26 protein-coding genes are annotated in these 21,838 nt (G+C 59.4%); 10 read left to right on the top strand and 16 right to left on the bottom strand.

From position 1 onward, the window contains the following. Positions 1 to 56: 56 nt before the first annotated feature. Positions 57 to 1,118, bottom strand: coding sequence for a ribonucleotide-diphosphate reductase subunit beta (locus GRI43_RS09480; protein ID WP_160730890.1), 1,062 nt, complete (start codon positions 1,116 to 1,118; stop codon positions 57 to 59). Positions 1,119 to 1,364: 246 nt separating this feature from the next. Here GRI43_RS09480 and GRI43_RS09485 point away from each other — a divergent pair, with 246 nt between their 5' ends. After that, entirely contained in the window at positions 1,365 to 1,610 is a 246-nt protein-coding gene (locus GRI43_RS09485) for a hypothetical protein (RefSeq protein WP_160730891.1), read from the top strand. Between the two features lie 101 nt (positions 1,611 to 1,711). Here GRI43_RS09485 and GRI43_RS09490 read toward each other — a convergent pair whose 3' ends face one another. After that, positions 1,712 to 2,107: a PepSY domain-containing protein gene (locus tag GRI43_RS09490; RefSeq protein ID WP_160730892.1), complete on the bottom strand. Its 396-nt coding sequence runs from the start codon at positions 2,105 to 2,107 to the stop codon at positions 1,712 to 1,714. Positions 2,108 to 2,311: 204 nt separating this feature from the next. Here GRI43_RS09490 and GRI43_RS09495 point away from each other — a divergent pair, with 204 nt between their 5' ends. Next, positions 2,312 to 2,554: a DUF2171 domain-containing protein gene (locus GRI43_RS09495; protein ID WP_160730893.1), complete on the top strand. Its 243-nt coding sequence runs from the start codon at positions 2,312 to 2,314 to the stop codon at positions 2,552 to 2,554. 116 nt (positions 2,555 to 2,670) lie between these two features. On the opposite strand, the gene GRI43_RS09500 is transcribed toward GRI43_RS09495, so the two are convergent. From GRI43_RS09500 to GRI43_RS09510, 3 genes are read right to left on the bottom strand one after another with little or no spacing between them, the layout of a single operon-like run. Beyond that, on the bottom strand, positions 2,671 to 2,841 hold the full coding sequence (locus GRI43_RS09500) for a hypothetical protein (protein WP_160730894.1): 171 nt from the start codon (positions 2,839 to 2,841) through the stop codon (positions 2,671 to 2,673). Positions 2,842 to 2,846: 5 nt separating this feature from the next. Continuing rightward, the gene (locus GRI43_RS09505; protein ID WP_160730895.1) at positions 2,847 to 4,205 is read right to left on the bottom strand and encodes a GntP family permease; all 1,359 of its coding nucleotides are present in this window, start codon (positions 4,203 to 4,205) and stop codon (positions 2,847 to 2,849) included. Between the two features lie 54 nt (positions 4,206 to 4,259). After that, positions 4,260 to 4,541 (bottom strand): putative periplasmic lipoprotein, encoded by a 282-nt coding sequence (locus tag GRI43_RS09510; protein ID WP_160730896.1) that lies wholly within the window; start codon positions 4,539 to 4,541, stop codon positions 4,260 to 4,262. 141 nt (positions 4,542 to 4,682) lie between these two features. Between GRI43_RS09510 and GRI43_RS09515 the strand changes: the two genes are divergently transcribed. Then, positions 4,683 to 5,237: a DUF4440 domain-containing protein gene (locus GRI43_RS09515; RefSeq protein ID WP_160730897.1), complete on the top strand. Its 555-nt coding sequence runs from the start codon at positions 4,683 to 4,685 to the stop codon at positions 5,235 to 5,237. Between the two features lie 87 nt (positions 5,238 to 5,324). Here the strand turns inward: GRI43_RS09515 and GRI43_RS09520 are convergent, their stop codons facing one another. From GRI43_RS09520 to GRI43_RS09530, 3 genes are all read right to left on the bottom strand, one after another. Next, the gene (locus tag GRI43_RS09520; protein ID WP_160730898.1) at positions 5,325 to 7,385 is read right to left on the bottom strand and encodes a ribonucleoside-diphosphate reductase subunit alpha; all 2,061 of its coding nucleotides are present in this window, start codon (positions 7,383 to 7,385) and stop codon (positions 5,325 to 5,327) included. A 600-nt stretch (positions 7,386 to 7,985) separates the two neighbouring features. Beyond that, positions 7,986 to 8,924: an alpha/beta fold hydrolase gene (locus tag GRI43_RS09525; protein WP_235903714.1), complete on the bottom strand. Its 939-nt coding sequence runs from the start codon at positions 8,922 to 8,924 to the stop codon at positions 7,986 to 7,988. Positions 8,925 to 9,062: 138 nt separating this feature from the next. Then, positions 9,063 to 9,719, bottom strand: a complete 657-nt coding sequence (locus GRI43_RS09530) for an energy transducer TonB family protein (protein WP_160730899.1) — start codon at positions 9,717 to 9,719, stop codon at positions 9,063 to 9,065. Positions 9,720 to 9,907: 188 nt separating this feature from the next. Here GRI43_RS09530 and GRI43_RS09535 point away from each other — a divergent pair, with 188 nt between their 5' ends. Next, positions 9,908 to 10,471, top strand: a complete 564-nt coding sequence (locus tag GRI43_RS09535) for an RNA polymerase sigma factor (RefSeq protein WP_160730900.1) — start codon at positions 9,908 to 9,910, stop codon at positions 10,469 to 10,471. Next, positions 10,468 to 10,836 (top strand): DUF6768 family protein, encoded by a 369-nt coding sequence (locus tag GRI43_RS09540; protein WP_160730901.1) that lies wholly within the window; start codon positions 10,468 to 10,470, stop codon positions 10,834 to 10,836. The genes GRI43_RS09535 and GRI43_RS09540 overlap by 4 nt, the downstream gene beginning before the upstream one ends. A gap of 53 nt (positions 10,837 to 10,889) precedes the next feature. On the opposite strand, the gene GRI43_RS09545 is transcribed toward GRI43_RS09540, so the two are convergent. The 5 genes from GRI43_RS09545 to GRI43_RS09565 all read right to left on the bottom strand — a co-directional run bounded on the left by GRI43_RS09545 (position 10,890) and on the right by GRI43_RS09565 (position 15,927). Next, complete coding sequence (locus tag GRI43_RS09545; RefSeq protein ID WP_160730902.1) at positions 10,890 to 11,771, bottom strand: OmpA family protein; 882 nt, start codon at positions 11,769 to 11,771, stop codon at positions 10,890 to 10,892. A gap of 347 nt (positions 11,772 to 12,118) precedes the next feature. Further along, entirely contained in the window at positions 12,119 to 13,060 is a 942-nt protein-coding gene (locus tag GRI43_RS09550) for a TraB/GumN family protein (protein ID WP_235903715.1), read from the bottom strand. 2 nt (positions 13,061 to 13,062) lie between these two features. Further along, the gene (nadB, locus tag GRI43_RS09555; protein WP_160731670.1) at positions 13,063 to 14,646 is read right to left on the bottom strand and encodes an L-aspartate oxidase; all 1,584 of its coding nucleotides are present in this window, start codon (positions 14,644 to 14,646) and stop codon (positions 13,063 to 13,065) included. A gap of 34 nt (positions 14,647 to 14,680) precedes the next feature. Next, positions 14,681 to 14,983: a putative quinol monooxygenase gene (locus tag GRI43_RS09560; protein WP_235903716.1), complete on the bottom strand. Its 303-nt coding sequence runs from the start codon at positions 14,981 to 14,983 to the stop codon at positions 14,681 to 14,683. Then, positions 14,980 to 15,927, bottom strand: a complete 948-nt coding sequence (locus GRI43_RS09565; protein WP_160730903.1) for an ABC transporter ATP-binding protein — start codon at positions 15,925 to 15,927, stop codon at positions 14,980 to 14,982. Before GRI43_RS09565 ends, GRI43_RS09560 begins: the two co-directional genes overlap by 4 nt. Positions 15,928 to 16,015: 88 nt before the next feature. On the opposite strand from GRI43_RS09565, the gene GRI43_RS09570 reads away from it, so the two are divergent. The 5 genes from GRI43_RS09570 (at position 16,016) to GRI43_RS09590 (ending at position 19,164) form a co-directional block, all read left to right on the top strand. Further along, positions 16,016 to 16,276 carry a zinc-finger domain-containing protein gene (locus GRI43_RS09570; RefSeq protein WP_160730904.1) on the top strand — a complete coding sequence of 87 codons (261 nt, stop codon included), beginning with the start codon at positions 16,016 to 16,018 and terminating at the stop codon, positions 16,274 to 16,276. Then, entirely contained in the window at positions 16,276 to 16,779 is a 504-nt protein-coding gene (locus GRI43_RS09575) for a hypothetical protein (RefSeq protein ID WP_160730905.1), read from the top strand. Before GRI43_RS09570 ends, GRI43_RS09575 begins: the two co-directional genes overlap by 1 nt. A gap of 44 nt (positions 16,780 to 16,823) precedes the next feature. After that, positions 16,824 to 18,245 carry a metalloprotease TldD gene (gene tldD, locus GRI43_RS09580; protein ID WP_160730906.1) on the top strand — a complete coding sequence of 474 codons (1,422 nt, stop codon included), beginning with the start codon at positions 16,824 to 16,826 and terminating at the stop codon, positions 18,243 to 18,245. A gap of 123 nt (positions 18,246 to 18,368) precedes the next feature. Continuing rightward, entirely contained in the window at positions 18,369 to 18,743 is a 375-nt protein-coding gene (locus GRI43_RS09585; RefSeq protein ID WP_160730907.1) for a hypothetical protein, read from the top strand. 13 nt (positions 18,744 to 18,756) lie between these two features. Beyond that, positions 18,757 to 19,164: a hypothetical protein gene (locus GRI43_RS09590; RefSeq protein WP_160730908.1), complete on the top strand. Its 408-nt coding sequence runs from the start codon at positions 18,757 to 18,759 to the stop codon at positions 19,162 to 19,164. A 55-nt stretch (positions 19,165 to 19,219) separates the two neighbouring features. Here GRI43_RS09590 and GRI43_RS09595 read toward each other — a convergent pair whose 3' ends face one another. From GRI43_RS09595 to GRI43_RS09605, 3 genes are read right to left on the bottom strand one after another with little or no spacing between them, the layout of a single operon-like run. Beyond that, the gene (locus GRI43_RS09595; protein ID WP_160730909.1) at positions 19,220 to 20,194 is read right to left on the bottom strand and encodes an NAD(P)H-dependent flavin oxidoreductase; all 975 of its coding nucleotides are present in this window, start codon (positions 20,192 to 20,194) and stop codon (positions 19,220 to 19,222) included. 55 nt (positions 20,195 to 20,249) lie between these two features. After that, on the bottom strand, positions 20,250 to 20,978 hold the full coding sequence (locus GRI43_RS09600) for a sulfotransferase family protein (RefSeq protein WP_160730910.1): 729 nt from the start codon (positions 20,976 to 20,978) through the stop codon (positions 20,250 to 20,252). After that, positions 20,975 to 21,763 (bottom strand): FkbM family methyltransferase, encoded by a 789-nt coding sequence (locus tag GRI43_RS09605; protein ID WP_160730911.1) that lies wholly within the window; start codon positions 21,761 to 21,763, stop codon positions 20,975 to 20,977. Before GRI43_RS09605 ends, GRI43_RS09600 begins: the two co-directional genes overlap by 4 nt. Positions 21,764 to 21,838: the final 75 nt, after the last annotated feature.

Here is a 21,838-nt window from a genome sequence, read left to right on the forward strand (position 1 = left end):
GTAGCTTGCGGTTTGCCGGGGCCAACCGCAAGCTCCCAGTTAAGAACCAGCCCAGTTTACTCCGCCGCGACAGTCCCTTCACCATTATCTTCGAACAGGCCCGGGCCGTTGTCTTCGGCTTCTTCCTCGTTCGCGGCCTTGGCTTTTTTGCGGTTGTCGAAGCTGGACCAGACATCCTGCCAATTGCCCTTTGTCGCGCCCTTTGAGTATTCGGTTGCGCGGGTTTCGAAGAAGTTAGCGTGCTCCACACCGTTGAGCAGCGGGGCGAGCCATGGCAGCGGGTGGTCTTCCACCATGTAGATCGGCTGGAAGCCCAGCTGGCCCAGTCGCCAGTCCGCGATGTAGCGGATGTACTTCTTGATTTCTTTCGGCGTCATGCCCGGAACCGGACCGTCTTCAAAAGCAAGGTCGATGAATGCGTCTTCCAGGCGAACGGTTTTCTGGCAGGCATCGATGATGTCTTCCTTCACCGCCTTCGTCAGGCAATCGCGTTCGTTGCAGAATGCGTGGAATAGGCGGGTGATACCTTCGCAGTGCAAGCTTTCATCGCGAACCGACCAGCTGACGATCTGCCCCATGCCCTTCATCTTGTTGAAGCGCGGGAAGTTCATCAGCATGGCGAACGACGCGAACAGCTGCAGCCCTTCGGTAAAGCCGCCGAACATCGCCAGCGTGCGGGCGATATCCTCGTCGCTGTCGACGCCGAATTCCTGCAGGTAATCGTGCTTGTTCTTCATTTCCTCGTATTCGAGGAACATGCCGTATTCGCTTTCCGGCATCCCGATGGTGTCGAGCAGGTGCGAATAGGCAGCGATGTGGACCGTTTCCATGTTGGAAAACGCGGCCAGCATCATCTTGACTTCGGTAGGCTTGAACACACGGCCATATTTTTCGTGGTAGCAATCCTGCACCTCGACGTCGGCCTGGGTGAAGAAACGGAAGATCTGCGTCAGCAGGTTCCGTTCGTGATTGCTCAGGTTCTGCGCCCAGTCACGGCAGTCTTCACCCAGAGGAACCTCTTCCGGCATCCAGTGGATTTGCTGCTGGCGTTTCCAGAAATCATAGGCCCACGGATACTCGAACGGCTTGTAGGTCTTTCTGGCTTCGGTCAACGACATCTTGTGGCTCCATCGGGCTGTGAACAGCTACCTGTTGTAGGTTGATTGTGTTGTACAGAATCAGAAACGGGAATCGAGAGCAAGTGCAAAGATTGCACGTGGATAAATTACCCGAAATTCTGCTTGCACCATGGCTATGCGGCGCAAGTCCATGAGTCGCCCGCCTGCATTGTGTTCCAACAAAAATTTCGGAACCGCGCGGCGGCTTTCTCCATTGATTATGTAACGATCAAACGGAGACATTCAATGGCAAGTGCCGACAGCAACACCGCACCCCGAAACCGCAACGATGAAGGTGGCACGGGCGCAGACACTCAGATGGGCTATGGCAATTCGCGCAATCAGGACGGCCAGATGGAACAGGACATCGCGCTGTCGCAAGTCCCCCCGATGCAGGGTGACCAGCATATTGTGGGCGAAACATCTGATCGGCCCGACCTTAGCGTGAAGGCAGCGGCGAACAGACCACTATACGAGGGCGATCGCGGCTGAGGCCGTTTTCCCCTTTCGCGGGCTCAGTTCCGCACCCTGGGCGCCTCCTCCCTTACGGGACGGAGGCGCTTTTTGTTTTCGGGTCGGCCTGGCCGGGCGGATTACTTCCAGAACCAGCGGTTCTTCGCGCCGCGCCGCTTCCGGTCGCTCCACATGCGGATATACATCCACAGGCCCGAGACGGTGAAGAACATCAGCGCCAGACCGGATAGCATGACGATAATCTCGCCCCAGATACCCCCTTCGCTGCCCGAGTGCAGATGGTGGAAAAGCCCGAGATAGGGGCGCAGCGGGTTGTCAGTTTCCACGCTCGGCGGGCGGCAGCGCCATCCCTCCGGACATTCGAAGCCGGGTGGCGGCGCAGCAGCGGCCACCGCCTCTGCAGTGGGTTCGCCCGATGGCCACCAGACCGCAGCGTAATGAAGCAGGCCGGTGACCGCGACCCAGATCATGATCACGCCAAAAAAGACCGACAACCAGCGATGCCACTTGCGCATAGAAACTCCCGAATCCCTGTTGGTTAAATGCAATTGGTTCGCATTAACAACAACGGTTGAGGGCGCAAGCGCAAAACTGTCGCGAAATGTCACGTGTTTCGGCGATCCGGCGAATGAGGCGTTCTGTGGCTGCGGTGAGCCGAGGAACGAAGCCGCGAGCAGCCCGTTAGTATAGTATAAGTAAATGAAAACGAAAGGGAATTCATGTTTGAAAAGCTACGGATCAAGGAACATATGGAAGTCGCAAATTCGGAAGGACTGCATGTCGGCACGGTCGACGCGGTACAGGACGATGCGATCAAGCTGACCAAATCGGACAGCGGCGATCAAATGCACCACTTCCTCTCTCTCGACGATGTCGAGAAGATCGATGACAACCGGATCTACCTGAAGGAAAGCGCACGCATTCCCGACGGTCTCGGAACACGGGCAACTGAAACCGCATAATTGCGGGATGACAAGCCGCCGGTAACGGCAGGCTGATCAGACCCCGGCGCTTGCTCCCGCATCAGCGGTAGAGCGCGCCGGGGTTTTTTGTGCTCTGCGCCGGTGCACAGCCCCGGTCAGGTGAGCTTGTCGTAAAGCATATTACCGACATAGGCGGCCAGTCCGAACGCCGCGACCGCGAACCCGCGGCCGATATCGCGCCGCTTGCTGCCAACGCCGCCCCAGAACACGTATCCCAATATCAGCAAGACCAGCAGAGACGCGGCAAGAAAGACCAGTTCAGCCACCGAAGTCAGACCATCATCGCCAGTGCAGTGGTCAGCAAGGTCGCGACTACCGGGACAATCACCGTCACCACACCAACATCTTTATAGGCCTGTTTGTGCGTAAGCTGCGTAATCGTGAGCATGGCGATAACCGCGCCGCAGTGCGGCAGGGAGTCGAACCCGCCGCTTGCCATGGCAACCAGGCGGTGGAGGATTTCCGGTGGCACACCCATGGCCAGATAGGAATCGGCCATTGTCGCCATGAATATCTGCAACCCGCCCGACGAAGAACCGGTGATGCCCGATACCGTGCTAGCCGCAGCAAACATGGAAACCAGCGGCGGTACATCCAGCCCTACTACGGCTTGGGTAAAACTGGCGAACCCGCCCGTCTGCGCCACCACACCGCCAAAACCGATTACTGCCGATGTCGCCATCAGCGGCATGATCGCGTCCTGCGTGCCCAGCCCCATGCTGTGCAAGGGCGCGCGGCGTACTGCCGGGAACAGCACAATCGCAGCGATGCTCGCGAGGATCAGCGCGATGGAAGGCCACAGGATCGGCTGCGAATTGGCGAAGGCGAGCAATTCGCTGCCACTTCCGATGTCCGCCATGGTCAGCAGCCGCGGCGTCAGGATCGTCCCGATCACCAACGCGAGCGGCAAGATCGCCACCGCCCAGTGAGGCACGTCTTTCTCGATTGCCGCAAAATCCGGGATAACGTCGCGCGGACCGGGTTCGAACCCCTCGCCGTTGGCGCGGGCCTTCTTCCGCTCGCGTTCCAGATAGAACATGCCGAGCGCGAACATGACCGCCCCTCCGAACAGTCCGAGCCAGGCGGCGGCGAACAGGTCAGTCCCCAGCTTCAGCGTCGGGATCACGTTATGGATCGATGGCGTACCGGGCAAAGCGGTAAGCGTGAATGTTCCCGCCCCCAGCGCCAGTGCGCCGCAGAACAGGCGCTTGGGAATGTCCGCCTCTTTCAGCAGTCTCAGGCCGAGCGGATACATGGCGAAAATCACAACGAACACCACCACCCCGCCATAAGTCAGGAGTGCGCATGCCAGCACGGTGATCCACAGCGCCCGGTGCGCGCCCAGCCGGCGGACCAGCGCCATCGCGATGCTGGTTGCGGCATGGCTTTCCCCCATGATGCGCCCGAACACGGCCCCTGCAGCAAACAGCATGAAGAACCGTCCGGCGAAAGTGAACGCGCCCAGATCGCCGAAGGTGTAGGACTGGGTAAGGCTTTCAGCAAACGGCAAACCGTTGGAAACGATCACCAGCAAAGCACAAAGGACAGATGCGAAAATGATGTTCACGTCTCGCAGTGCGAGAAAAATCAGCAGCCCCATTCCGGCGAGCAGCCCGAGTACCCCAATCATTGCGCCTGTCCTCGTCCCTGCCCGGTCTGGATGCCGGTTTATCTGAGCCTGATGCTAGCCGCGGCTCTTCTTCGAACCGAAGAACGACCCGCCGCCCAGCACCGTTATGCCAAGGAAGAAGCCGAAATCATACCACCCCCCGCGATTGGGCACGGCATAAACCGCAATGTCCGGGTTGAAGAGCGACCCGATGAACGACCACGGGAAGATAAACCCGTGCCACAGCCCCCACCAGAAGCCGGGCGATCCGGCTTCTTTCGCCACGCCCGCATCGATCTGCGACGCGCAGGCCGAGAGAAAAAGAGTGATGGCAAGAACTGGCAAAATACGGCGCATTATAAACTCCCAGGGAAGCTCCCGCCGGGATTGTAACGCGCGCAAGCCCGGCGGAGCAACAAGCAAGTCAGGCGCGCTGCAGAGCCTTTGACATACAGCATATGCACTGTATTACTACAGCAAATCACACAGGGAGTTCCCATGCTATCAATTCTCGCTGCGGCCACGTTGCAGGCGTCTTCGCCCTCTGCCTCGGCAAGCGCTCACGCGTTTCCGGAAGAAACCGAAATGCACGAGCGGATCCGCAAGGCCGATGCCCAGCTGTTCTGGGCGTTTTTCGAAGGGTGCGATCCGGCCTTGCAGGCGGAGGTGATCCATCCCGATTTCCGGATGGTGCACGATCTTGAAGGTTTGGCGATTCCAAACAGGGATTTCATGCTGGAACAGGCCAGCGAACGCTGCGAGGCGCGCAAGCCGGGTGGTTCGAGTGAGGGGTACAGCAACCGGCGACTTCTGGTTCCCGGCAGCCGAATTATCAGACGGATGGGCCAATGGGGCGCGCTGGAACAGGGCCAGCACACATTCCACGAATGGCGCGCTGACAAGGATGGTGACAGCGGCGAATGGGAAATGACCGGCGGCGCGCGCTATATGCACGTGTGGCAATGGATGCCCGAAGAAAGGCGCTTCAGGCTGCTAGAATCGCTCAGCTACGATCACGGTGCTACGCAGCCTTATCCGCCGGACTTGGACTGACGCAATCCATGAGCCGCAAAAGAAACGGCACCGGCGGGATAATCCTGCCGGTGCCGATTTACTTAGAGTTATCGCCGTAAAGCTGGCTTACTGACAGCTCAGACATTCCTCATAATCGGTTTGCTCGGCACCAGCCATCAACTCGATCTTTGCGGCGTCGACGGTGTTGTCCGCTTCCACCCCGCCGGCAAAGCCAGCGCGCTGGACTGACTTCGACCGCAAGTAATAGAGCGACTTGATGCCCTGTTCCCACGCGCGGAAGTGCAGCATCATCAGATCCCATTTATCCACGTCTGCCGGGATGAACAGGTTCAGGCTCTGCGCCTGATCGATGAACGGCGCACGGTCAGCCGCATATTCGAGCAGATAACGCTGATCGACTTCGAAGCTGGTCTTGAACACGGCCTTTTCTTCGTCGCTCAGGAAATCGAGGTGCTGGACGCTGCCGCCCATTTCCAAGATCGAATTCCACACATTGGTCGAATCCTTGCTCTTTTCGCGCAGCAGCTTTTCCAGATACGGGTTCTTCACGATGAAGCTGCCCGACAGGGTTTTGTGCGTGTAGATGTTGGCCGGGATCGGTTCGATGCACGCGCTGGTGCCGCCGCAGATGATGCTGATCGACGCGGTCGGTGCGATCGCCATCTTGCAGCTGAACCGCTCCATCGCGCCCATTTCTTCTGCGTCGGGGCACGGGCCGCGTTCATGCGCGAGGACCATGCTGGCTTCTTCTGCCTTGCCCGAAATGTGTTTGAACATCTTCAGGTTCCAGACCTTCGCCATCGAGCTTTCGAGGCCGATATTCTTTGCCTGGAGGAAAGAGTGGAAGCCCATGACGCCCAGGCCGACGCTGCGTTCACGCATCGCCGAATACTTGGCGCGAGCCATTTCGTCGGGTGCGCGGTCGATATAATCCTGCAGGACGTTGTCGAGCATGCGCATGACGTCTTCGATGAACGATTTTTCTCCGTTCCACTCATCCCATTTTTCAAGGTTGAGCGATGACAGGCAGCAAACCGCTGTACGATCATTGCCGAGGTGATCGATACCGGTTGGCAAAGTGATTTCGCTGCACAGGTTCGATGTAGAGACCTTCAGGCCCAGTTCGCGGTGATGCTTTGGCATCATGCGGTTCACGGTGTCGCTGAACACAATGTACGGCTCACCCGTGGCGAGGCGGGTTTCGACCAGTTTCTGGAACAGCGAGCGCGCATCGACATCGCCGCGAACTTCGCCGGTTTTGGGCGATTTCAGTTCGAAACGGTCGCCATTGCGGACCGCTTCCATGAATTCGTCGGTCAGCAGCACGCCGTGGTGCAGGTTGAGCGCCTTGCGGTTGAAGTCACCCGACGGTTTGCGGATTTCGAGGAATTCCTCGATTTCAGGGTGCGACACATCGAGATAGCACGCGGCCGATCCACGGCGCAGGCTGCCCTGCGAAATCGCGAGGGTGAGCGAATCCATCACCCGGACAAACGGGATGATGCCGCTGGTCTTGCCGTTCAGGCCAACCGGTTCGCCGATGCCGCGAACATTGCCCCAATAGGTGCCGATGCCGCCGCCTTTCGAAGCCAGCCAGACATTTTCGTTCCAGGTGCCGACAATCCCGTCGAGGCTGTCCGACACGGAATTGAGGTAACAGGAAATCGGCAGACCGCGCGATGTGCCGCCATTCGACAGCACCGGCGTTGCAGGCATGAACCAGAGGTTTGAGATATAGTCATAGAGACGCTGGGCGTGCTCCTGATCGTCGGCATAGGCATCGGCCACACGCGCAAACAGATCCTGGAATTTTTCACCGGGCAGCAGGTAACGGTCGATCAGCGTTTCCTTGCCGAACTCGGTCAGCTTTTCATCGCGCGATTCGTCGGTCACGATGGTGAAGCGGCGATCATTGACTTTCTTGCTGTCGTCCACTGGCTTCGCAGCGGCCTTCATCGCTTCGCCCAAGGCGCCGGCCATGGCTTCGCTGGCCTTTTCCGCGACCAGTTCGTCGCTGCCTCTGTCACTCGCTTCCATTGTCACTGCTTTCGCTTCGGGGCCTTTATCAGCCGTCTTCTTGGTGGGTGCGGCTGCCGGCTGGCTGCCCGTGTTTTCGCTATCCTGCTCAAGCCCCATGGCCGCGTCATCCCCAGTTCTGAATTCCATATTTTTCCCGCCCCGTCCTCAGTTCGAACAACGGTAGTGCGATACCGATGTTCCTAATCCGTTCGATTCGGCGGGAAGCATCCCACCTAGCATTTTTTCACTGGCGAACGGCGAATTACTTATCCCCGATCTACCCACAGCCAGCCCTTTTCTCACCTTGCCCCAGACCGAATCATACCTTGCCCACGCCCTGTGGCGTGTAGCCGTAAATCACTAGGTCTAGTAGGTGCCCCCGAGGCCCGACACCCAAATAGTGAATCAGACGCCGATTTGAAGCAAGAGGGTAAATTGTGATTAACCAAGCTTTCGAACACAATATGTGGGGTGTGTTAGTCTGCTAAAACGCAGCGACGCGCCGGAAAAGCTTGGCTGGCGCGATACGCAAGCCCAAAAATGAATCCGTGAAAAAATATTTCGCGGGAAAAGCCTGTGTCAGGGCTTTGAATCAATCGACTCGTGCAGCGCAATTTTCGGTCTTGTTCGGGCCGCTCCGCGCAACCTGTCCGCGCTGCCGCCGGACGCAGTTTTCATGCGTCCTTGAAGGAGGGTCGCAACCAGGGCCGCAAGCGTGGCCGGAAATCGCCGAACGCCATGCGCTGATCAGCTGGCAGATGCTTTGGCGTGTCCCGCGATCTCGTCTGCGATTGCTTCAACCAGTTCCATCGGCAGGTCATGCCCCCATCCCGGGAAGGTGCGGATGGCCGCGCCGGGGATGCTTGCGGCTGTATCCCGACCGCCTTCGACCGGAACCAGCGGATCATCCTCGCCGTGCAGAACGAGTGTGGGCACAGTTACATCCTTGAGCATGGGCCGCCTGTCGCCGTCTGCGACAATGGCAGACAAATGCCGGGTCGGCCCCTCCGGATAGACGCTGCGGCGGACGCTTTCGCGCACCCGGTCACGCAATTTTTCTTCCGGCGCAGGGTATCCCGGGCTGCCGATCGTACGCGACAGTTTGACCCCGTGATTAACCAGCGCTTCCTCTTCCATGCTCGCGGGCCGGGTCACGAGAACCTTCATCGCTTCCTTCTTCGCCGCCGGTAGTTTGGGGTTGCCGGTGGTCGAGAAGATCGACGTCAGCGACAGCGCCTTGTCCGAATGCCTCGCAGCAACGTGCTGGGCGATCATCCCGCCCATGCTTGCACCCACGATATGCGCGCGCTCAATTTCCAGTGCGTCCAGCAATCCGGCACCGTCATCAGCCATGTCGGCCAGAGTGTAAGGCACCTTGGGGGTGATACCCAGCTTGCTGAGGATGGTGAGTTTGATCAGCCCCGGAGCCTTCACCCCGTCGAACTTGTGGCTCAGGCCGATGTCGCGATTGTCATACCGTATGACGCGAAAGCCGCGGTCGACCAAGGCTTCTACCAGCTCGATCGGCCATAGGGTCAGCTGCGCGCCGAACCCCATGATAAGCAGCATTGGCGGGTGCGAAGGGTCGCCGTGATCTTCATATTCGATGGTAATCCCGTTGGCGGTCGCCTGTGCCATAACTTGCCTTGCCCCTGATTGCTGCGTTTCCCACGCTTGCGGTGTCATTGCGGTACATGACCCACTTGCCCGCCATCGGCAAGATTGGACGAGCGCGGCGGCCAATTGGAAAACGCCGCCCGAAGACCGGAGCGGCGCATTCCATCGCTATGATGCGCGGGCATCAACGGCAATCTATTGGCCCGGTCAGCTGCCGAGCGAGATCACGGCCCGTTCCGCCGGGCTGCTCGCCAGACGTACCTTTTCCGATTGCCTCAGCTGCGCGAAATATTTGGCCTTTTCTTCAGGACCAGTGGCGAAAATGATGTTTGCCTGGAATTTGGCCTTGGCCGCGCCTGCGACAGGCACTTCATCCAGACCGCTCATCCGCCGCACCGCCCACGCTGCTGTGCGGTCGATCAATGGGACGCCTGAACTGCGATAGATTTCCACATTCGCAGGGCGGCCATTTTCCCCCTGATCGAAGCGGATCTGAACAATTCCGCGCGGCGCACCCAGTTTTTGCAGCCTTGTCGTGACCTCCAATTGCCGGTCGAGTCGGTGATTGGTTTTGGCGACCCATTGCTGCAGCGCGGTGCGAGATGAGACGATGATATCTTGGTCCTCTGCCGCGATGACAGGGGTGGTTGCGGTTACCGCCAGACCGGCGGCCAATACGGCTTTCGTGAATATTTGCATTGGATCATCCTTCTTGATGTGGATGATCGGCCAGGACAGACCAGCAAGCGGAGCACAGTCCCGAATTTTACTCGTGCCGCTGCATCGTTGGTCGATCGTGTCGGCAATGATCCGGCTGATCACTACCTCCACGATCAAAAATGCGCCTTTGGCAGAATATTTCAACTAGGCAGCGGCAAACGTCATATACTTCTAGATGAATGCCATTCATGGGCCGATGAATTGTGCAGCGAGACAGGCTCCGCGCAAATCCACCCCCCCTCGCGGCGGCGACTCAGCATATTTTTTGTGCCGCCAAATGAACCGTCCGGCGTGTTACATGCACCTATCAGGCAGAAACCGGGGTGTGATTGATGGGTTCAGCAACTGCCAGACTGAATAGAGAGCGGGCGCTGGACGAGTATCTGGTCGCATCGGCGAAACTAGGCGAACGCGCCGCGATGGAGCAGCTGGCCCGCCGATGGCATCCAAAACTGGTCGCTCACGCCTGGCGCCTGACTGGTGAGCGCGAAATGGCCCGCGAGGCGGCGCAGAACGCATGGCGAGAGATCCTGCGGGGAATACGCGGTCTTCAAGACGACCGGGCCTTCGCCGCATGGGCATACCGTATCGTCTCTCGATCCTGCGCCCGCGAAATTGGTAGCGCAGTGCGCGAAAGGGACCTGAAAGCTGCCGTAGCCGCCGAGCCGCACGACCTGTGTGCGGCCCCGGACGAGCCAGCCCAAACCGAGCCGCTGAGGCAGGCCATCAGGCAGTTACCCGCGGGGGAACGTGCCGCAATTGCGCTCTATCATTTCGAAGACATGCGCGTTGCCGAGGTTGCCGTTGCCCTCGCCATTCCGGCCGGGACGGTAAAAACGCGATTGATGAATGCGCGCCGCAAATTGCGTGCGATACTGGAAGGAGACACGCCGTGACCGACAAACTCGAGATGATGATCGATGAGGCCCTGAACGCCGAAGAGCGAGACCTGCTGCGCAGCGTCGGTGCAGAGCCAGGCTATCTCAAACAGGTGTGGGGCGTTTTCGGGGGAGAGATCGGCTGGGTCAGCTGGCTGCTCATGCTGTTCCAGATTCTGATGTTTGCAGCATCAGTCTATGCCGCGATCCGGTTTTTCAACGCAGCCGATACGCTGGAGGCGCTGCGCTGGGGATTGCCGTCTGCGACGCTCCTCATCCTCGCGGCGCAAACCAAAATGCTGATGTGGCCGACGCTGCAGGCAAACCGTGTGATCCGGGAAGTGAAGCGGCTGGAACTGCAGCTGGCCCGACGCGAAAATTAAGCCTGCTTCTCGGAGAATGATCGGGGGCGGGAAATGGCCCGCCCCCGATAAAGTCAGATCCCGTCGACGCTTTTGCTGACGAGAATATTCACCGCCACGCGGCGATTTTGCGATTTGCCATACGCCGTGTCGTTCGGCGCAGCGGGATCGGCTTCTGCCATGCCGGTCGGGGTCAGCATTCGGTAGGGTTTCCAGCCGCAGGCCTGCTGAAGGTAATTGACCACCCGGCCAGCGCGTTTTTCGCTCAGCTGCTGGTTGAATTCCTGGCTGCCCGTAGAATCGGTGTATCCAACGACCAGCATCAGCGCATTGTCCATCCCATCCGCTTCTGCGGCGGTGGCGCAAAGATTGGCTTTGTCCTGCGGCGAAAGCGATGCCATGCCGGTGTCGAAATAGACGTTGGTGGTGCCCTTCACGTTATACTGATCGATATCGCCCAAGCGGCCGCGTAGCGCCTCCGTTGCAGCAGTCTGTTCAGCAAAACCCTGAACGGTTCCGTTGCGGATCATCGACGCAGTCTTGAGATCCTTGTTCTTCAGCTGGATCTTGCTGGCGACCAGCCCGCGGCCCCATTGGACCGTGTCGATTTCGACCGGCAGGCCGTTGAGAAGATCGTTTTCGCCGAGCGAAGTCCGGCCCAGGCCAAGGAAGCCGCCGCTCGCCTTGATCTCCGTCGCTTCGCCGACCATCACAGCAACACGTTGCCCGCCAGAGGTCATGACCTCGACGCGGTTGTCGCTGCGGGCAGTGATGAATCCTTCGACTTCAGGGCCTTCCTCGAGGCCGGAAAGATCGGCTGGCGGGGTGCCATAGACCGTGGTCAGAACGTCGCTGTCACCTGCGGCTATATCCTGCGCGAACAGAGCGCCAGATGTCGGCAGGACGAGCGCGGCACAGAGCAGCGCAATCTTCGGGCTTGTTGTCTTGATACTCATAATTCTACTCCTTCAAAGGTGTCAGCTGGCACTGTATGTCCGCCGCAATTCCCTGCTGCCCCCTGTTGGATCAGCCAGCTGAAAAAGCCCCCTTTGTCTGTCAGCGTCACATCAGTGCGACGCATGGATGCCGTGACTGGTAGCGCCAACCTCGCTGGCAAATGAACGGTTCCGGGGGTCCTGTGCCATTTGCGGCTGATCGGTGGGCGAGATGCGATGAACCGTGATAATCCGCCGTGCTGCAGATAGCAGGTGCGAAGCCAACGCGCGCGAACCGCTCCCCTTTACGCCGCAAAGCGTGCGCCGCGCTGCGATTCTTCTACCGGCTGCGGTGCAGGTCGGCAGCGTCACTCGCGCCAGGCAGGGCCATCGACGCTAAAGCCGTCCTTCACAAGGGTGTCGAGAACACCGCCCTCTTCTGCCAGCATGCGGAGCGGGACGACCGCCAATGTCACGCCTTCGCTTCCAGCAGCCTCGCCGATCGCAGCGAGCCATTGGCCGCGAAGCTCGGTCGCCACTTCCGCATCGGTCCATGGCCAGCAGCGGCTGAGAGCGATTTCCAGCGGGTTGTTCATCACTGCCGGGATATCGGATGCCCGCCAGTCCAATCCGCGCTGTTCGACCAGATCGGGCCCTTGCTCGGCGGCCGCCATCGCAGCATCGAGGCATGGGAGATGCGATTCCGGCGGGGCTTCTGACAAGCTGTCTAGCAAGTCTTCGCCTCGAACGGTTCCGACGGGTTCGCTGGGCACATCCGCGCGCCGCGCCGCTTTCTTGACCACATCGGATGCGTCCTTGCCCGTGTCGCGGGTCAGCCCGACCCTGCGTGAAAGCAGGTCGAAAGACGTGATCAGGAAGCTTTTGCGGGAGTAGTCCTGATCGTAGCGTTTCTCCAACGCAGCCAGACGCGCGCGGCGATCTTCATCCAGATAATCGCTTGCTACGGTGCCCTTTGGCAGTTTGGTCATTTTGCCGCCCGCAAACAGCAGCCGGAATATGTCGCCGGGCGAGATTTTCGGCTTGATGCCAAGGGTCACGCGCTGCGCCCGCCGGGTCGCCAGTTCGAGCCGGTCTGGATACCACGGCGTCGACTTGGGCACTTCGCGAATTTCGCCGACCAGAATCACGGTGCCGCGATCGGTTTCGGCAATCCACATCGGCGCGCCTGAACGCTGCGCGGTGACGACGATCTCGTTCAAGGTTTCGCCATCTTGCGGCGGCGCGTCCTGCGCAGCAGCCGGTACTGACACACCGAGCGCGAGCGCTGCCAGATAGCGAAGACTCCCCATCTTCAGGGCACCAAGACCGTATCACGCGCCACATCGGCGGTTTCGGGATAATCGAGCGTGTAATGCAGTCCGCGGCTTTCGTGGCGGGCCAGCGCGGAGCGGACGATCAGTTCTGCCGATTGCAACAGATTGCGCAATTCGATCAGGTCGGTGGTGACGCGGAAAGAACCGTAATAGTCTTCCACTTCCTTGCCCAGCATCTCGATCCGGTTGCGCGCCCGCTCCAGCCTCTTTGTGGTGCGGACAATACCGACATAGTTCCACATGAAGCGGCGAATTTCCGTCCAGTTCTGTTTGACGACGACCTCTTCATCGGAATCGGTCACGCGGCTTTCATCCCATTCCTTGATCGCGGGCACTTCCAGCAGTTCATCCCACCGGCCCAGAATGTCGCGCGCCGCCGCTTCGCCAAAGACGAAGCATTCCAGCAGGCTGTTGGATGCCAGCCGGTTTGCGCCGTGTAGCCCGCTTTCGGTTACTTCCCCAGCGGCCCACAGACCCGGCAGATCGGTCCGCGCATCAAGGCCGACCAAGACCCCGCCGCAGGTGTAATGCTGCGCCGGGACAACCGGAATCGGTTCGCGCGTCATATCGATGCCGAGGCCGGTCAGCTTTTCATGGATCGTCGGGAAATGTTCCTTCACGAACTCGGGCGGCTGGTGGCTGATATCGAGATGCACATAATCAAGGCCGTAGCGTTTGATCTGATCGTCGATTGCCCGCGCCACGACATCGCGCGGGGCCAGTTCCATCCGTTCCGGATCGTAATCTGCCATGAACCGGTGGCCCGTTTCAGGATGCAGCAGATGCCCGCCTTCGCCGCGAACAGCCTCGGTGATCAGGAAATTCTTGACCTCGAGATTGTACAGGCAGGTCGGGTGGAACTGCATCATTTCCATGTTGGAAACCCGCGCCCCCGCGCGCCAGGCCATCGCTATCCCGTCGCCTGTTGCGCCGCGCGGAGCGGTCGAAAACTGATACACACGCCCGGCACCGCCGGCGGCAAGGATCGTGGCCCGCGCGGTGTGGGCTTCCACCTCACCGGTTTTCTGGTTCAGCGCATAGGCACCCCAGACACGGCCCGCCCCGGAATAATCCTGTTCATGGCGGCCCGTAATCAGATCGACACAGGCGCGGCCCGGCAACATGGTAATGTTGGGATTGGCATTTGCGGCGTTGAGCAGCGCCTCTTGCACGGCCCAGCCAGTCGCATCGTCGACGTGCACAATCCGGCGGTGCGAATGGCCGCCCTCTCGCGTCAGATGGAGGTCGCCTGAATCCTCGTTGAAAGGCACGCCAAGTTCGATCAGCCGCTCGATGCTGCGCGGCGCGCGCTCGATAACAAACTCTACTGTTTCACGCCGGTTAAGCCCGGCCCCGGCAACCATCGTGTCACGGATATGATTGTCGAATGTATCGCCTGCATCCAGCACTGCCGCGATACCGCCCTGCGCCCAGGCGGTGGACCCGCCATCCAGCCCGCCCTTGGCCAGAACCAGCACCTTCTTGTGTTCGGCCAGCGCAAGCGCCGCGGTAAGACCGGCTGCACCGGACCCGATGATGAGGACGTCATAATTTGTCGGCATATTGCTCATTGGGCCTTGTCTCTTAACTCGTCTCTCAAAGCTTCTGCGCCTTACCAGCTTCGATCAGCTGCAGATCGCGGTCGTGGATGCCGAAGCGGTCCCAATTGGCGCGCCATTCAGCCAGATGGTCCGAGGCGAAATGTTCATCCAGTGCCTCCCTGTCGCGCCACGCCTCCATTACATGGACGAGACCGGGCTCCAGCACGTCTTCGGAATAGGAGTAGGCCGCGCAGCCTTCCTCTTCCAAACTGGCCTCGATCATCTCGCGCATTGCATATCGCGCTTCGCTTACGTTTTCGGGCGGCATTCTGACTGTTCCGATGACGAGCAACATCATGCGCCGCCTTCCTGCACGCTGGTCAGACTGACGAACACATCTTCAAGGTCCGCCTCGCGGGTTGTCACATCTTCAATCGTGAAGCCCTGTTCCTGCACCAGAGCCAGCACCTGCCCCGCAGTTGCCTCGTCCTTGTGATAGGTAATTTCGAAGGTTTTCTCTCCGGTCAATTCGCACTTGCCGAACAGCGGATGCTCGGGCGCCTTGCTGATTTCCCCCTCGACAGTGACGGCAACGATTTTCTCGCGCGCCATATCGACCATTTCGCGGGTCGGCTTGTTGGCGATCAGTTCACCGTGGTTGATGATCGCCACCCGGTCGCAAAGCTGCTCTGCTTCCTCCAGATAGTGAGTGGTCAAGACGACTGTGACACCGTCATCGTTGAGCTGGGTGACCAGTTCCCACAGCAGGCGGCGCAGTTCCACGTCCACGCCCGCCGTTGGCTCGTCAAGAACCAGGATCGGCGGCGAATGGACCATCGCCTTGGCGATAAGCAGGCGGCGCTTCATGCCGCCTGACAGCGTCCGCGCATAGGCATCGCGTTTGTCAGCAAGGTGCACTGCCCTGAGCAATTCCTCCGACCGGCGCAGACTTTTCGCGATGCCGTAAAAACCGGCCTGGTTTTCCAGCACTTCATACGGAGTGAAAAAAGGATCGAACACGATTTCCTGCGGGACAATGCCGATCGCGCGCTTCGCGTTGCGGCGCTGCTCATCAATGTCGAAACCCCAGATGCTGGCCGTTCCGCTGGTCTTCGTGACCAACCCCGCGAGGATGTTGATCAGAGTCGACTTGCCCGCCCCATTGGGCCCGAGCAAACCGAAAATCCCGCCTTGCGGCACATCGAAACTGACCCCTTTCAGCGCCAGCTTGCCTTCCTGCCCCTTGTCTCCGGCATAGCGTTTGACGACATCACGGATCTGAATTGCAGTTGGCTCGCTCATGCCAGAAGCCCTAATCATGCGCGGGCGCATCCGCAAAGCCTAACTGCAATATTGCCATGCTGCCCGTGACAGCTTATCGGCGTGCGCTATGAACATTCCGCCGCCAGAAGTGATCAAGGTCGATACGCGCCGCGTCGCGTGCGATGGTGCAACCGACATTCGTGGGGGCGACAATTTCCGCCCCGCCGCGCTCGGCCATCCGAAAATCTATCTTGAGATTGACGAGCATGGCTATGTCGATTGCGGATATTGCGACCGCCGTTTCGTGCTGGAAGGCGGCCCGGCTGATGGCGCCGACCAGGCAAGCCTGCCGGATATTTCGGAAGGCGCCGATCCGGGCCACCGCTGATGCAAGGCCGCTTACCGGCACTCGCGATCACTCTCTTGATGCCAGCCGGTTTGATGCTGGCTGGCGCGCCTGCTTACGCCGCAAACAGCAAATGCAGCGCAATCACAGCCATGGCCGCCGCGACCCAGAATTCGCTGGCCGGTCTTTCACTGGTGGTTGCCCGCGATGGCACTCTTGAAGTGAGACACCGCGGGAATGAGAGCTACATTAGCCGCGCTGCCAATTGCGAAATTGACGGCCCGGGTAGAGGTTTCGAATTGTCCTGCAACTGGATGTTCGAAAGCGAACGCGAGGCGGACGGATATTACCGGATGCTCAAACAGCGTCTGGAAACCTGCCTGTCCACCCAGCTTAGCAGTGCGGTCTATTCCGCCGGCCTTCCCGACGTAAAAATCCTGAAGCGGGATAAGCTGACCCTGCCCGGCGATGGCGACGACCCTGATGAAACGGACCTGGTATTAAGCCTGCGCAGTTATAGCCGGGATCCGGTACCCCTCACTTAACGCATAGGGCTATCCATTAGCCGATAGCGCCCTATGTTGGGCATATGACAATTTCCGATCCCCGCACCCTGCTGTATGGCAACAGCCTGACGCCGGACGAGGCGCAGCGCATAACATCCGACATTTTATCGCGTTGCGATGACGGTGAACTGTATTTGCAGCACAGCGCCAGCGAAGCCTTCACTTTCGACGATGGACGGCTGAAAACCGCTGATTATTCGCGCGATTCCGGATTTGGCCTGCGCGGTGTGTCGGGCGAAATGACCGGCTTTGCCCATGCCAACGAAATCAGTGCGGGCGCCGTCCGCCGCGCGGGCGAGACGCTGCAATTGCTCGACCCTGCAACCGGCACCACAAGCCCGATGCCGCGCCGCAGCAATCAGCGGCTCTATACCGATGCCAGCCCGCTTGACGCAGTATCCTTTGCGGAGAAAGTCGCGCTGCTGGAAAGAATCGACCAGGCGGCCCGCGCCCGCGACCCGCGCGTTTCGCAGGTCACGGCGTCGCTGGCGGCCAGCTGGAGCGTGGTCGAAATCGTGCGTGCTGACGGTTTCCGCGCATTGGATATCCGCCCGCTGGTGCGGCTGAACGTGTCGATTGTCGCCGAAGCGAACGGGCGGCGGGAACGCGGCAGCTATGGGTCTGGCGGGCGCTATCTCTATGACCGCTTGCTGACAGAAGATTCATGGAACCACGCCGTCGACGAGGCGGTCCGTCAGGCGATGGTCAATCTCGACAGCGTCGATGCCCCGGCGGGCGAAATGCCGGTGCTGCTGGCCCCTGGCTGGCCCGGGATCATCCTGCACGAGGCCGTTGGTCACGGGCTGGAAGGCGACTTCAACCGCAAGGGTACCAGCGCGTTTTCAGGCCGCGTCGGGCAGCGGGTGGCCGCGCCCGGCGTGACAATAGTGGATGACGGCAGCATCGCCGACCGCCGCGGTTCGCTGAGCATCGATGATGAAGGCACGCCAACCGAAGAAACCGTTCTGATCGAAGATGGTATCCTGAAAGGATACATGCAGGACAGGCTCAACGCGCGCCTGATGGGAGTTGCGCCGACCGGAAATGGCCGCAGGGAAAGCTACCAGCACGCGCCGATGCCGCGAATGACCAACACTTTCATGCGCGGCGGCAAGGATGACCCGGCAGAGCTGCTTTCGCGCATGAAGAAGGGAATCTTCGCCAAGAGCTTTGGCGGCGGGCAGGTCGATATCGTGTCCGGCCGCTTCACCTTCTCTTGCACCGAAGCCTATCTGGTCGAAGACGGCAAAATCGGCGCCCCAATCAAGGGGGCCACGTTGATCGGTGACGGTCCGAACGTACTGACCAAGGTGGAAGGCATCGGAAACGACATGTCGCTCGATGACGGTATTGGTACCTGCGGCAAAGGCGGCCAGAGCGTTCCGGCAGGCGTGGGCCAACCGACATTGCTGGTTGGCGGCCTTACAGTTGGCGGCACTGCTTAGGGCTGAGCGGTAATTGGCCGGAGTCAGGCGGTGTTCATTGCAACACGATATAATGGCACCATCATGAAAACCGTTTCCACACGATTCGCAAAGTTGGCAGCAATTGCTGCAGCACTTTCTTGCTTGCCTGCAGTTTCTGCAGCCGAAGACAGCCCCAAACAGGACCGCGGAGAAGCTGAACTCGCAAAGGTTCTCGAAGGGCGCGTAGCTGGCGAACCCGTCAAATGCCTCCACCAATCGCAACGCGACCGGTTGCAGGTAATTAGCGGGACGGCACTCGTTTTCCGCGACGGCAAGACGATTTACGTCAATCGTACCAGCTCGCCCCGGTTCATCAGCAATTTCGATTTGCCGGTGTTCAAACCGTTCGGTTCGAACCTGTGCAAGCTGGACCAGGTGGAATTTCGTGACCGAACCATGATGATGCCCGGCCCGGTCGTGACACTTACGGAGTTTATCCCATACACCAAGGTGGAAGAGCCGGATAATGGCGACTGAACGGAAAAAGAGCATGAGAGCATTCAAAACCATCATCGCCGCCGCCGCGATTGCCGCCGCTGGCACTTCGGTCGCGGCATTGGCTGATGATCACGCGGAACCGACCAAGGGCGAGGCAAAGCTGGCCAAGATGCTCGAAGGACGTGTCGCGGGTGAGCCCGAAAGCTGCATTCCGACTTTCCCGCGTGTGCGCCTGACTGTCATTGATGGTACCGCGCTGGTCTATAAGCGCGGCAATACGCTGTGGGTGAACATACCCTCAAACGCGAAATACATTGATGACCGGGATACGCTTGTAACTCGCAACACCAACACACGGCTCTGCAAGACAGACATTATGAGGACCGTCGATTCGCGATCCGGTCATCCGCGCGGCACGATCAATCTGACCGACTTCATCCCATACCGAAAAGCGGATTGAAGACAGCCGCGATTGCGGCACGGGGCCGGGCGCATTGCCCAGCCCCGCCCTCGCTTTAGTCTTGTGAAATTGCGTTCATGCGCTGACGGATTTCTTCTGCTTCGGCCATGATCCGGTCGATCAGTTCCTGGCATGTCGGGATATCGTTGATCAGTCCGGCAACCATGCCGCAGCTCCACGCCCCCTTGTCCATTTCGCCTTCCATCATGATTGATGGATAGACACCGGCAACCTGTTCGATGATGTCTTCAAACTTCAGGTCGTCGCCCATTTCCTTTTCGATCCGCAGCAATTCTTCGACCGCATCGTTTTTCATCACTCGTTCGGTGTTGCGAAGCGGGCGCATCACCAGCCGCGTATCGAGTTCGGACGCGGCGACAATGGCTGCCTTCACATTATCGTGAACCGGCGCTTCCTTGGTCGCGATAAAGCGGGTGCCCATATTCATGCCCGATGCGCCAAGCGCGATCGATGCCATCAATGAACGGCCATCGGCCATGCCGCCCGATGATACGAACGGGATTTCCAGCTCGTCCGCCGCGCGCGGCAGCAGGATGAAGTTCGGCACATCGTCCTCACCCGGATGCCCCCCGCATTCGAACCCGTCGACGGAAACTGCATCGCAGCCGATCGACTGGGCTTTCAGCGCATGGCGCACGCTGGTGCATTTGTGGATCACCTTTACGCCTGCTTCCTTGAAGAAAGGCAGCACTTGCGCCGGATTGTTACCTGCGGTTTCGACCGCCTTGACCCCGCCTTCGATAATCGCGCGGACATAGCCGGGATAATCGGGCGCGTTGACCGTGGGCAGGAATGTCAGGTTCACGCCGAATGGCTTGTCCGTCATGTCGCGGCAGCGCGCAATCTCGTTGGCAAGGTCCGCCGGTGTTTTCTGCGTCAGGCCAGTGATGATGCCAAGCCCGCCTGCATTCGAAACAGCCGCCGCCATTTCAGCGAAGCCGACATAATGCATGCCGCCCTGGATAATCGGGTGCTTGATTCCGAACATTTCGGTGATGGCGGTTTTCATGGCAATTCCTCCCATTTCTGATTTTGTCCGGTTGCAGAGCAGTGCGCTGCCCGAGTCAATGGCAATCCTTCAACCGGTAGCCAAATCTCTCTATCTCGAACTGAAAATTGTCTTCCATCATCTGCACCGAGCCGGGAGCAGATGCGAACAGCTCCCTGACAGAGGCTGTTTTCGGGCGGTGCCCCGATTTGGCGCTGAGGCTGGCGAATATCGTGCCCAGTCCCGCGAGTTCCGGCAACCGCGTTTCCAACGCAGCAATATCATCGCCGATATTCTCATAGCGCAGATACACGTCGATGCAGTTTTCGCCGCCAATCCGGTAATGCCTGTCATTCGCGCGCAGATATCTCAGGTCGCGGTCCAGATAGGCGCCGAAATCCTCACCCGGTTTGCGCCGCCAGAAATAGGCGGAAACAGCGCGGTCGAACGGGCTGCGAACGATCGAAACCTTGAGCGACCTGTTCCAGATTTCTTCCCCCAGACGCTGTTTGACCTGCGCCGCGGGCAAGTGGTTGCGGAACCGTTTGGGCAGTTGCCGCCGGGAATAGGCAAACTGCCATTCGGACCGCGGCAGAAACGGCAGGCGGTACCATGGATAGGCATAGTTTTGAGGCGACGTGTACCCGCGTTCCCGCCGCGTTAGCTCGTCTGCGCGGCTTACCTTGCCATAAGGCGTAATAATGTCGCGCGGCCCGGCAAAACTCGACAGGGCGATTTCAAAAGATGTTCCGGCAACCTTGTGCGGTTTCAGGAATATCAGCGCCGGTTCGTGAAGCAGGATCACAGCGCTTGATCCCCGGGGGGCGGCAGCAGGACTGCCATCGAATTGCATTCATGCTGCGGGCCAATGCGATCGAGCCGTTCTATCGGCGCGCCGGGAATCCGGTGATCGCACCAGTACAGGCGGTAACCCTGCGCCAGAAACGGTTCGACCAGATCGGCATTGGTGGTGTGATACCGTGCAAGTTTGTCCGGTCTGTCGAACTCAAGCAGCAACACCGCTTGCCGCCGGATCAAGGAACTGCTCGCCCCCGGCAAAAACGCAGCCTGATGCCCCTCGGTATCGATTTTCAGAATTTCGGCGGTGTCCTTGCGCTCAGGCAACAGAATGTCGTCCAGTGTGCAAGTGCGAAATTCAGTGCCGGTTTCGGACCGGGTAAAACGATGCCCGGCCTGCGCGAAGCGGTGTGATCCTCGGGTATTATCCAGCATCACCTCTTGAACCTGTGCGCCGTCCAGCTTGTTGGCCTTCAGAGTCTTTCGAATGAAATCTGCAGCCTCGGCCTCCGGCTCGATAGCGACGATTTCTGCACCCGCGAACAACGCACCTGCAATCGCGGTGAAGTATCCGAACAAGGCGCCAATGTCGTAAAAGCGGACCTTCCGCCCTGCCAATTCGCCGGAAAGCCATACCAGCCAGTCGACCATTCGCGGTTCGTGCAACCATCCGTCACCAATTGTTTCTTCGAACCATGCGGTGGGCTGCAACTTGCGGCCAGTATGGACCTGCGGGAAAGTGACCACCTTCCCGGCAAAGCGCAGTTCGTCATGGAAGACAAACCTTTCCACCCGCGCGCTGGCGGCTACGTTCGGAAATTGTGCAAGATCCGGAGTCACGCCGCCGCTTTGCCCGAACTGGCCCGG

It is taken from the genome of Pontixanthobacter luteolus (assembly GCF_009828095.1).
Lineage (GTDB): Bacteria > Pseudomonadota > Alphaproteobacteria > Sphingomonadales > Sphingomonadaceae > Pontixanthobacter > Pontixanthobacter luteolus.

Coding starts and splice junctions, on each gene's coding strand:
- GRI43_RS09480 (WP_160730890.1), bottom strand. CDS start 1,118: ATGTCGTTGACCGAAGCCAGAAAGACCTACAAGCCGTTCGAGTATCCG.
- GRI43_RS09485 (WP_160730891.1), top strand. CDS start 1,365: ATGGCAAGTGCCGACAGCAACACCGCACCCCGAAACCGCAACGATGAA.
- GRI43_RS09490 (WP_160730892.1), bottom strand. CDS start 2,107: ATGCGCAAGTGGCATCGCTGGTTGTCGGTCTTTTTTGGCGTGATCATG.
- GRI43_RS09495 (WP_160730893.1), top strand. CDS start 2,312: ATGTTTGAAAAGCTACGGATCAAGGAACATATGGAAGTCGCAAATTCG.
- GRI43_RS09505 (WP_160730895.1), bottom strand. CDS start 4,205: ATGATTGGGGTACTCGGGCTGCTCGCCGGAATGGGGCTGCTGATTTTT.
- GRI43_RS09510 (WP_160730896.1), bottom strand. CDS start 4,541: ATGCGCCGTATTTTGCCAGTTCTTGCCATCACTCTTTTTCTCTCGGCC.
- GRI43_RS09515 (WP_160730897.1), top strand. CDS start 4,683: ATGCTATCAATTCTCGCTGCGGCCACGTTGCAGGCGTCTTCGCCCTCT.
- GRI43_RS09520 (WP_160730898.1), bottom strand. CDS start 7,385: ATGGAATTCAGAACTGGGGATGACGCGGCCATGGGGCTTGAGCAGGAT.
- GRI43_RS09525 (WP_235903714.1), bottom strand. CDS start 8,924: ATGACACCGCAAGCGTGGGAAACGCAGCAATCAGGGGCAAGGCAAGTT.
- GRI43_RS09535 (WP_160730900.1), top strand. CDS start 9,908: ATGGGTTCAGCAACTGCCAGACTGAATAGAGAGCGGGCGCTGGACGAG.
- GRI43_RS09545 (WP_160730902.1), bottom strand. CDS start 11,771: ATGAGTATCAAGACAACAAGCCCGAAGATTGCGCTGCTCTGTGCCGCG.
- GRI43_RS09550 (WP_235903715.1), bottom strand. CDS start 13,060: ATGGGGAGTCTTCGCTATCTGGCAGCGCTCGCGCTCGGTGTGTCAGTA.
- nadB (WP_160731670.1), bottom strand. CDS start 14,646: ATGCCGACAAATTATGACGTCCTCATCATCGGGTCCGGTGCAGCCGGT.
- GRI43_RS09560 (WP_235903716.1), bottom strand. CDS start 14,983: ATGATGTTGCTCGTCATCGGAACAGTCAGAATGCCGCCCGAAAACGTA.
- GRI43_RS09565 (WP_160730903.1), bottom strand. CDS start 15,927: ATGAGCGAGCCAACTGCAATTCAGATCCGTGATGTCGTCAAACGCTAT.
- GRI43_RS09570 (WP_160730904.1), top strand. CDS start 16,016: ATGAACATTCCGCCGCCAGAAGTGATCAAGGTCGATACGCGCCGCGTC.
- GRI43_RS09575 (WP_160730905.1), top strand. CDS start 16,276: ATGCAAGGCCGCTTACCGGCACTCGCGATCACTCTCTTGATGCCAGCC.
- tldD (WP_160730906.1), top strand. CDS start 16,824: ATGACAATTTCCGATCCCCGCACCCTGCTGTATGGCAACAGCCTGACG.
- GRI43_RS09590 (WP_160730908.1), top strand. CDS start 18,757: ATGAGAGCATTCAAAACCATCATCGCCGCCGCCGCGATTGCCGCCGCT.
- GRI43_RS09595 (WP_160730909.1), bottom strand. CDS start 20,194: ATGAAAACCGCCATCACCGAAATGTTCGGAATCAAGCACCCGATTATC.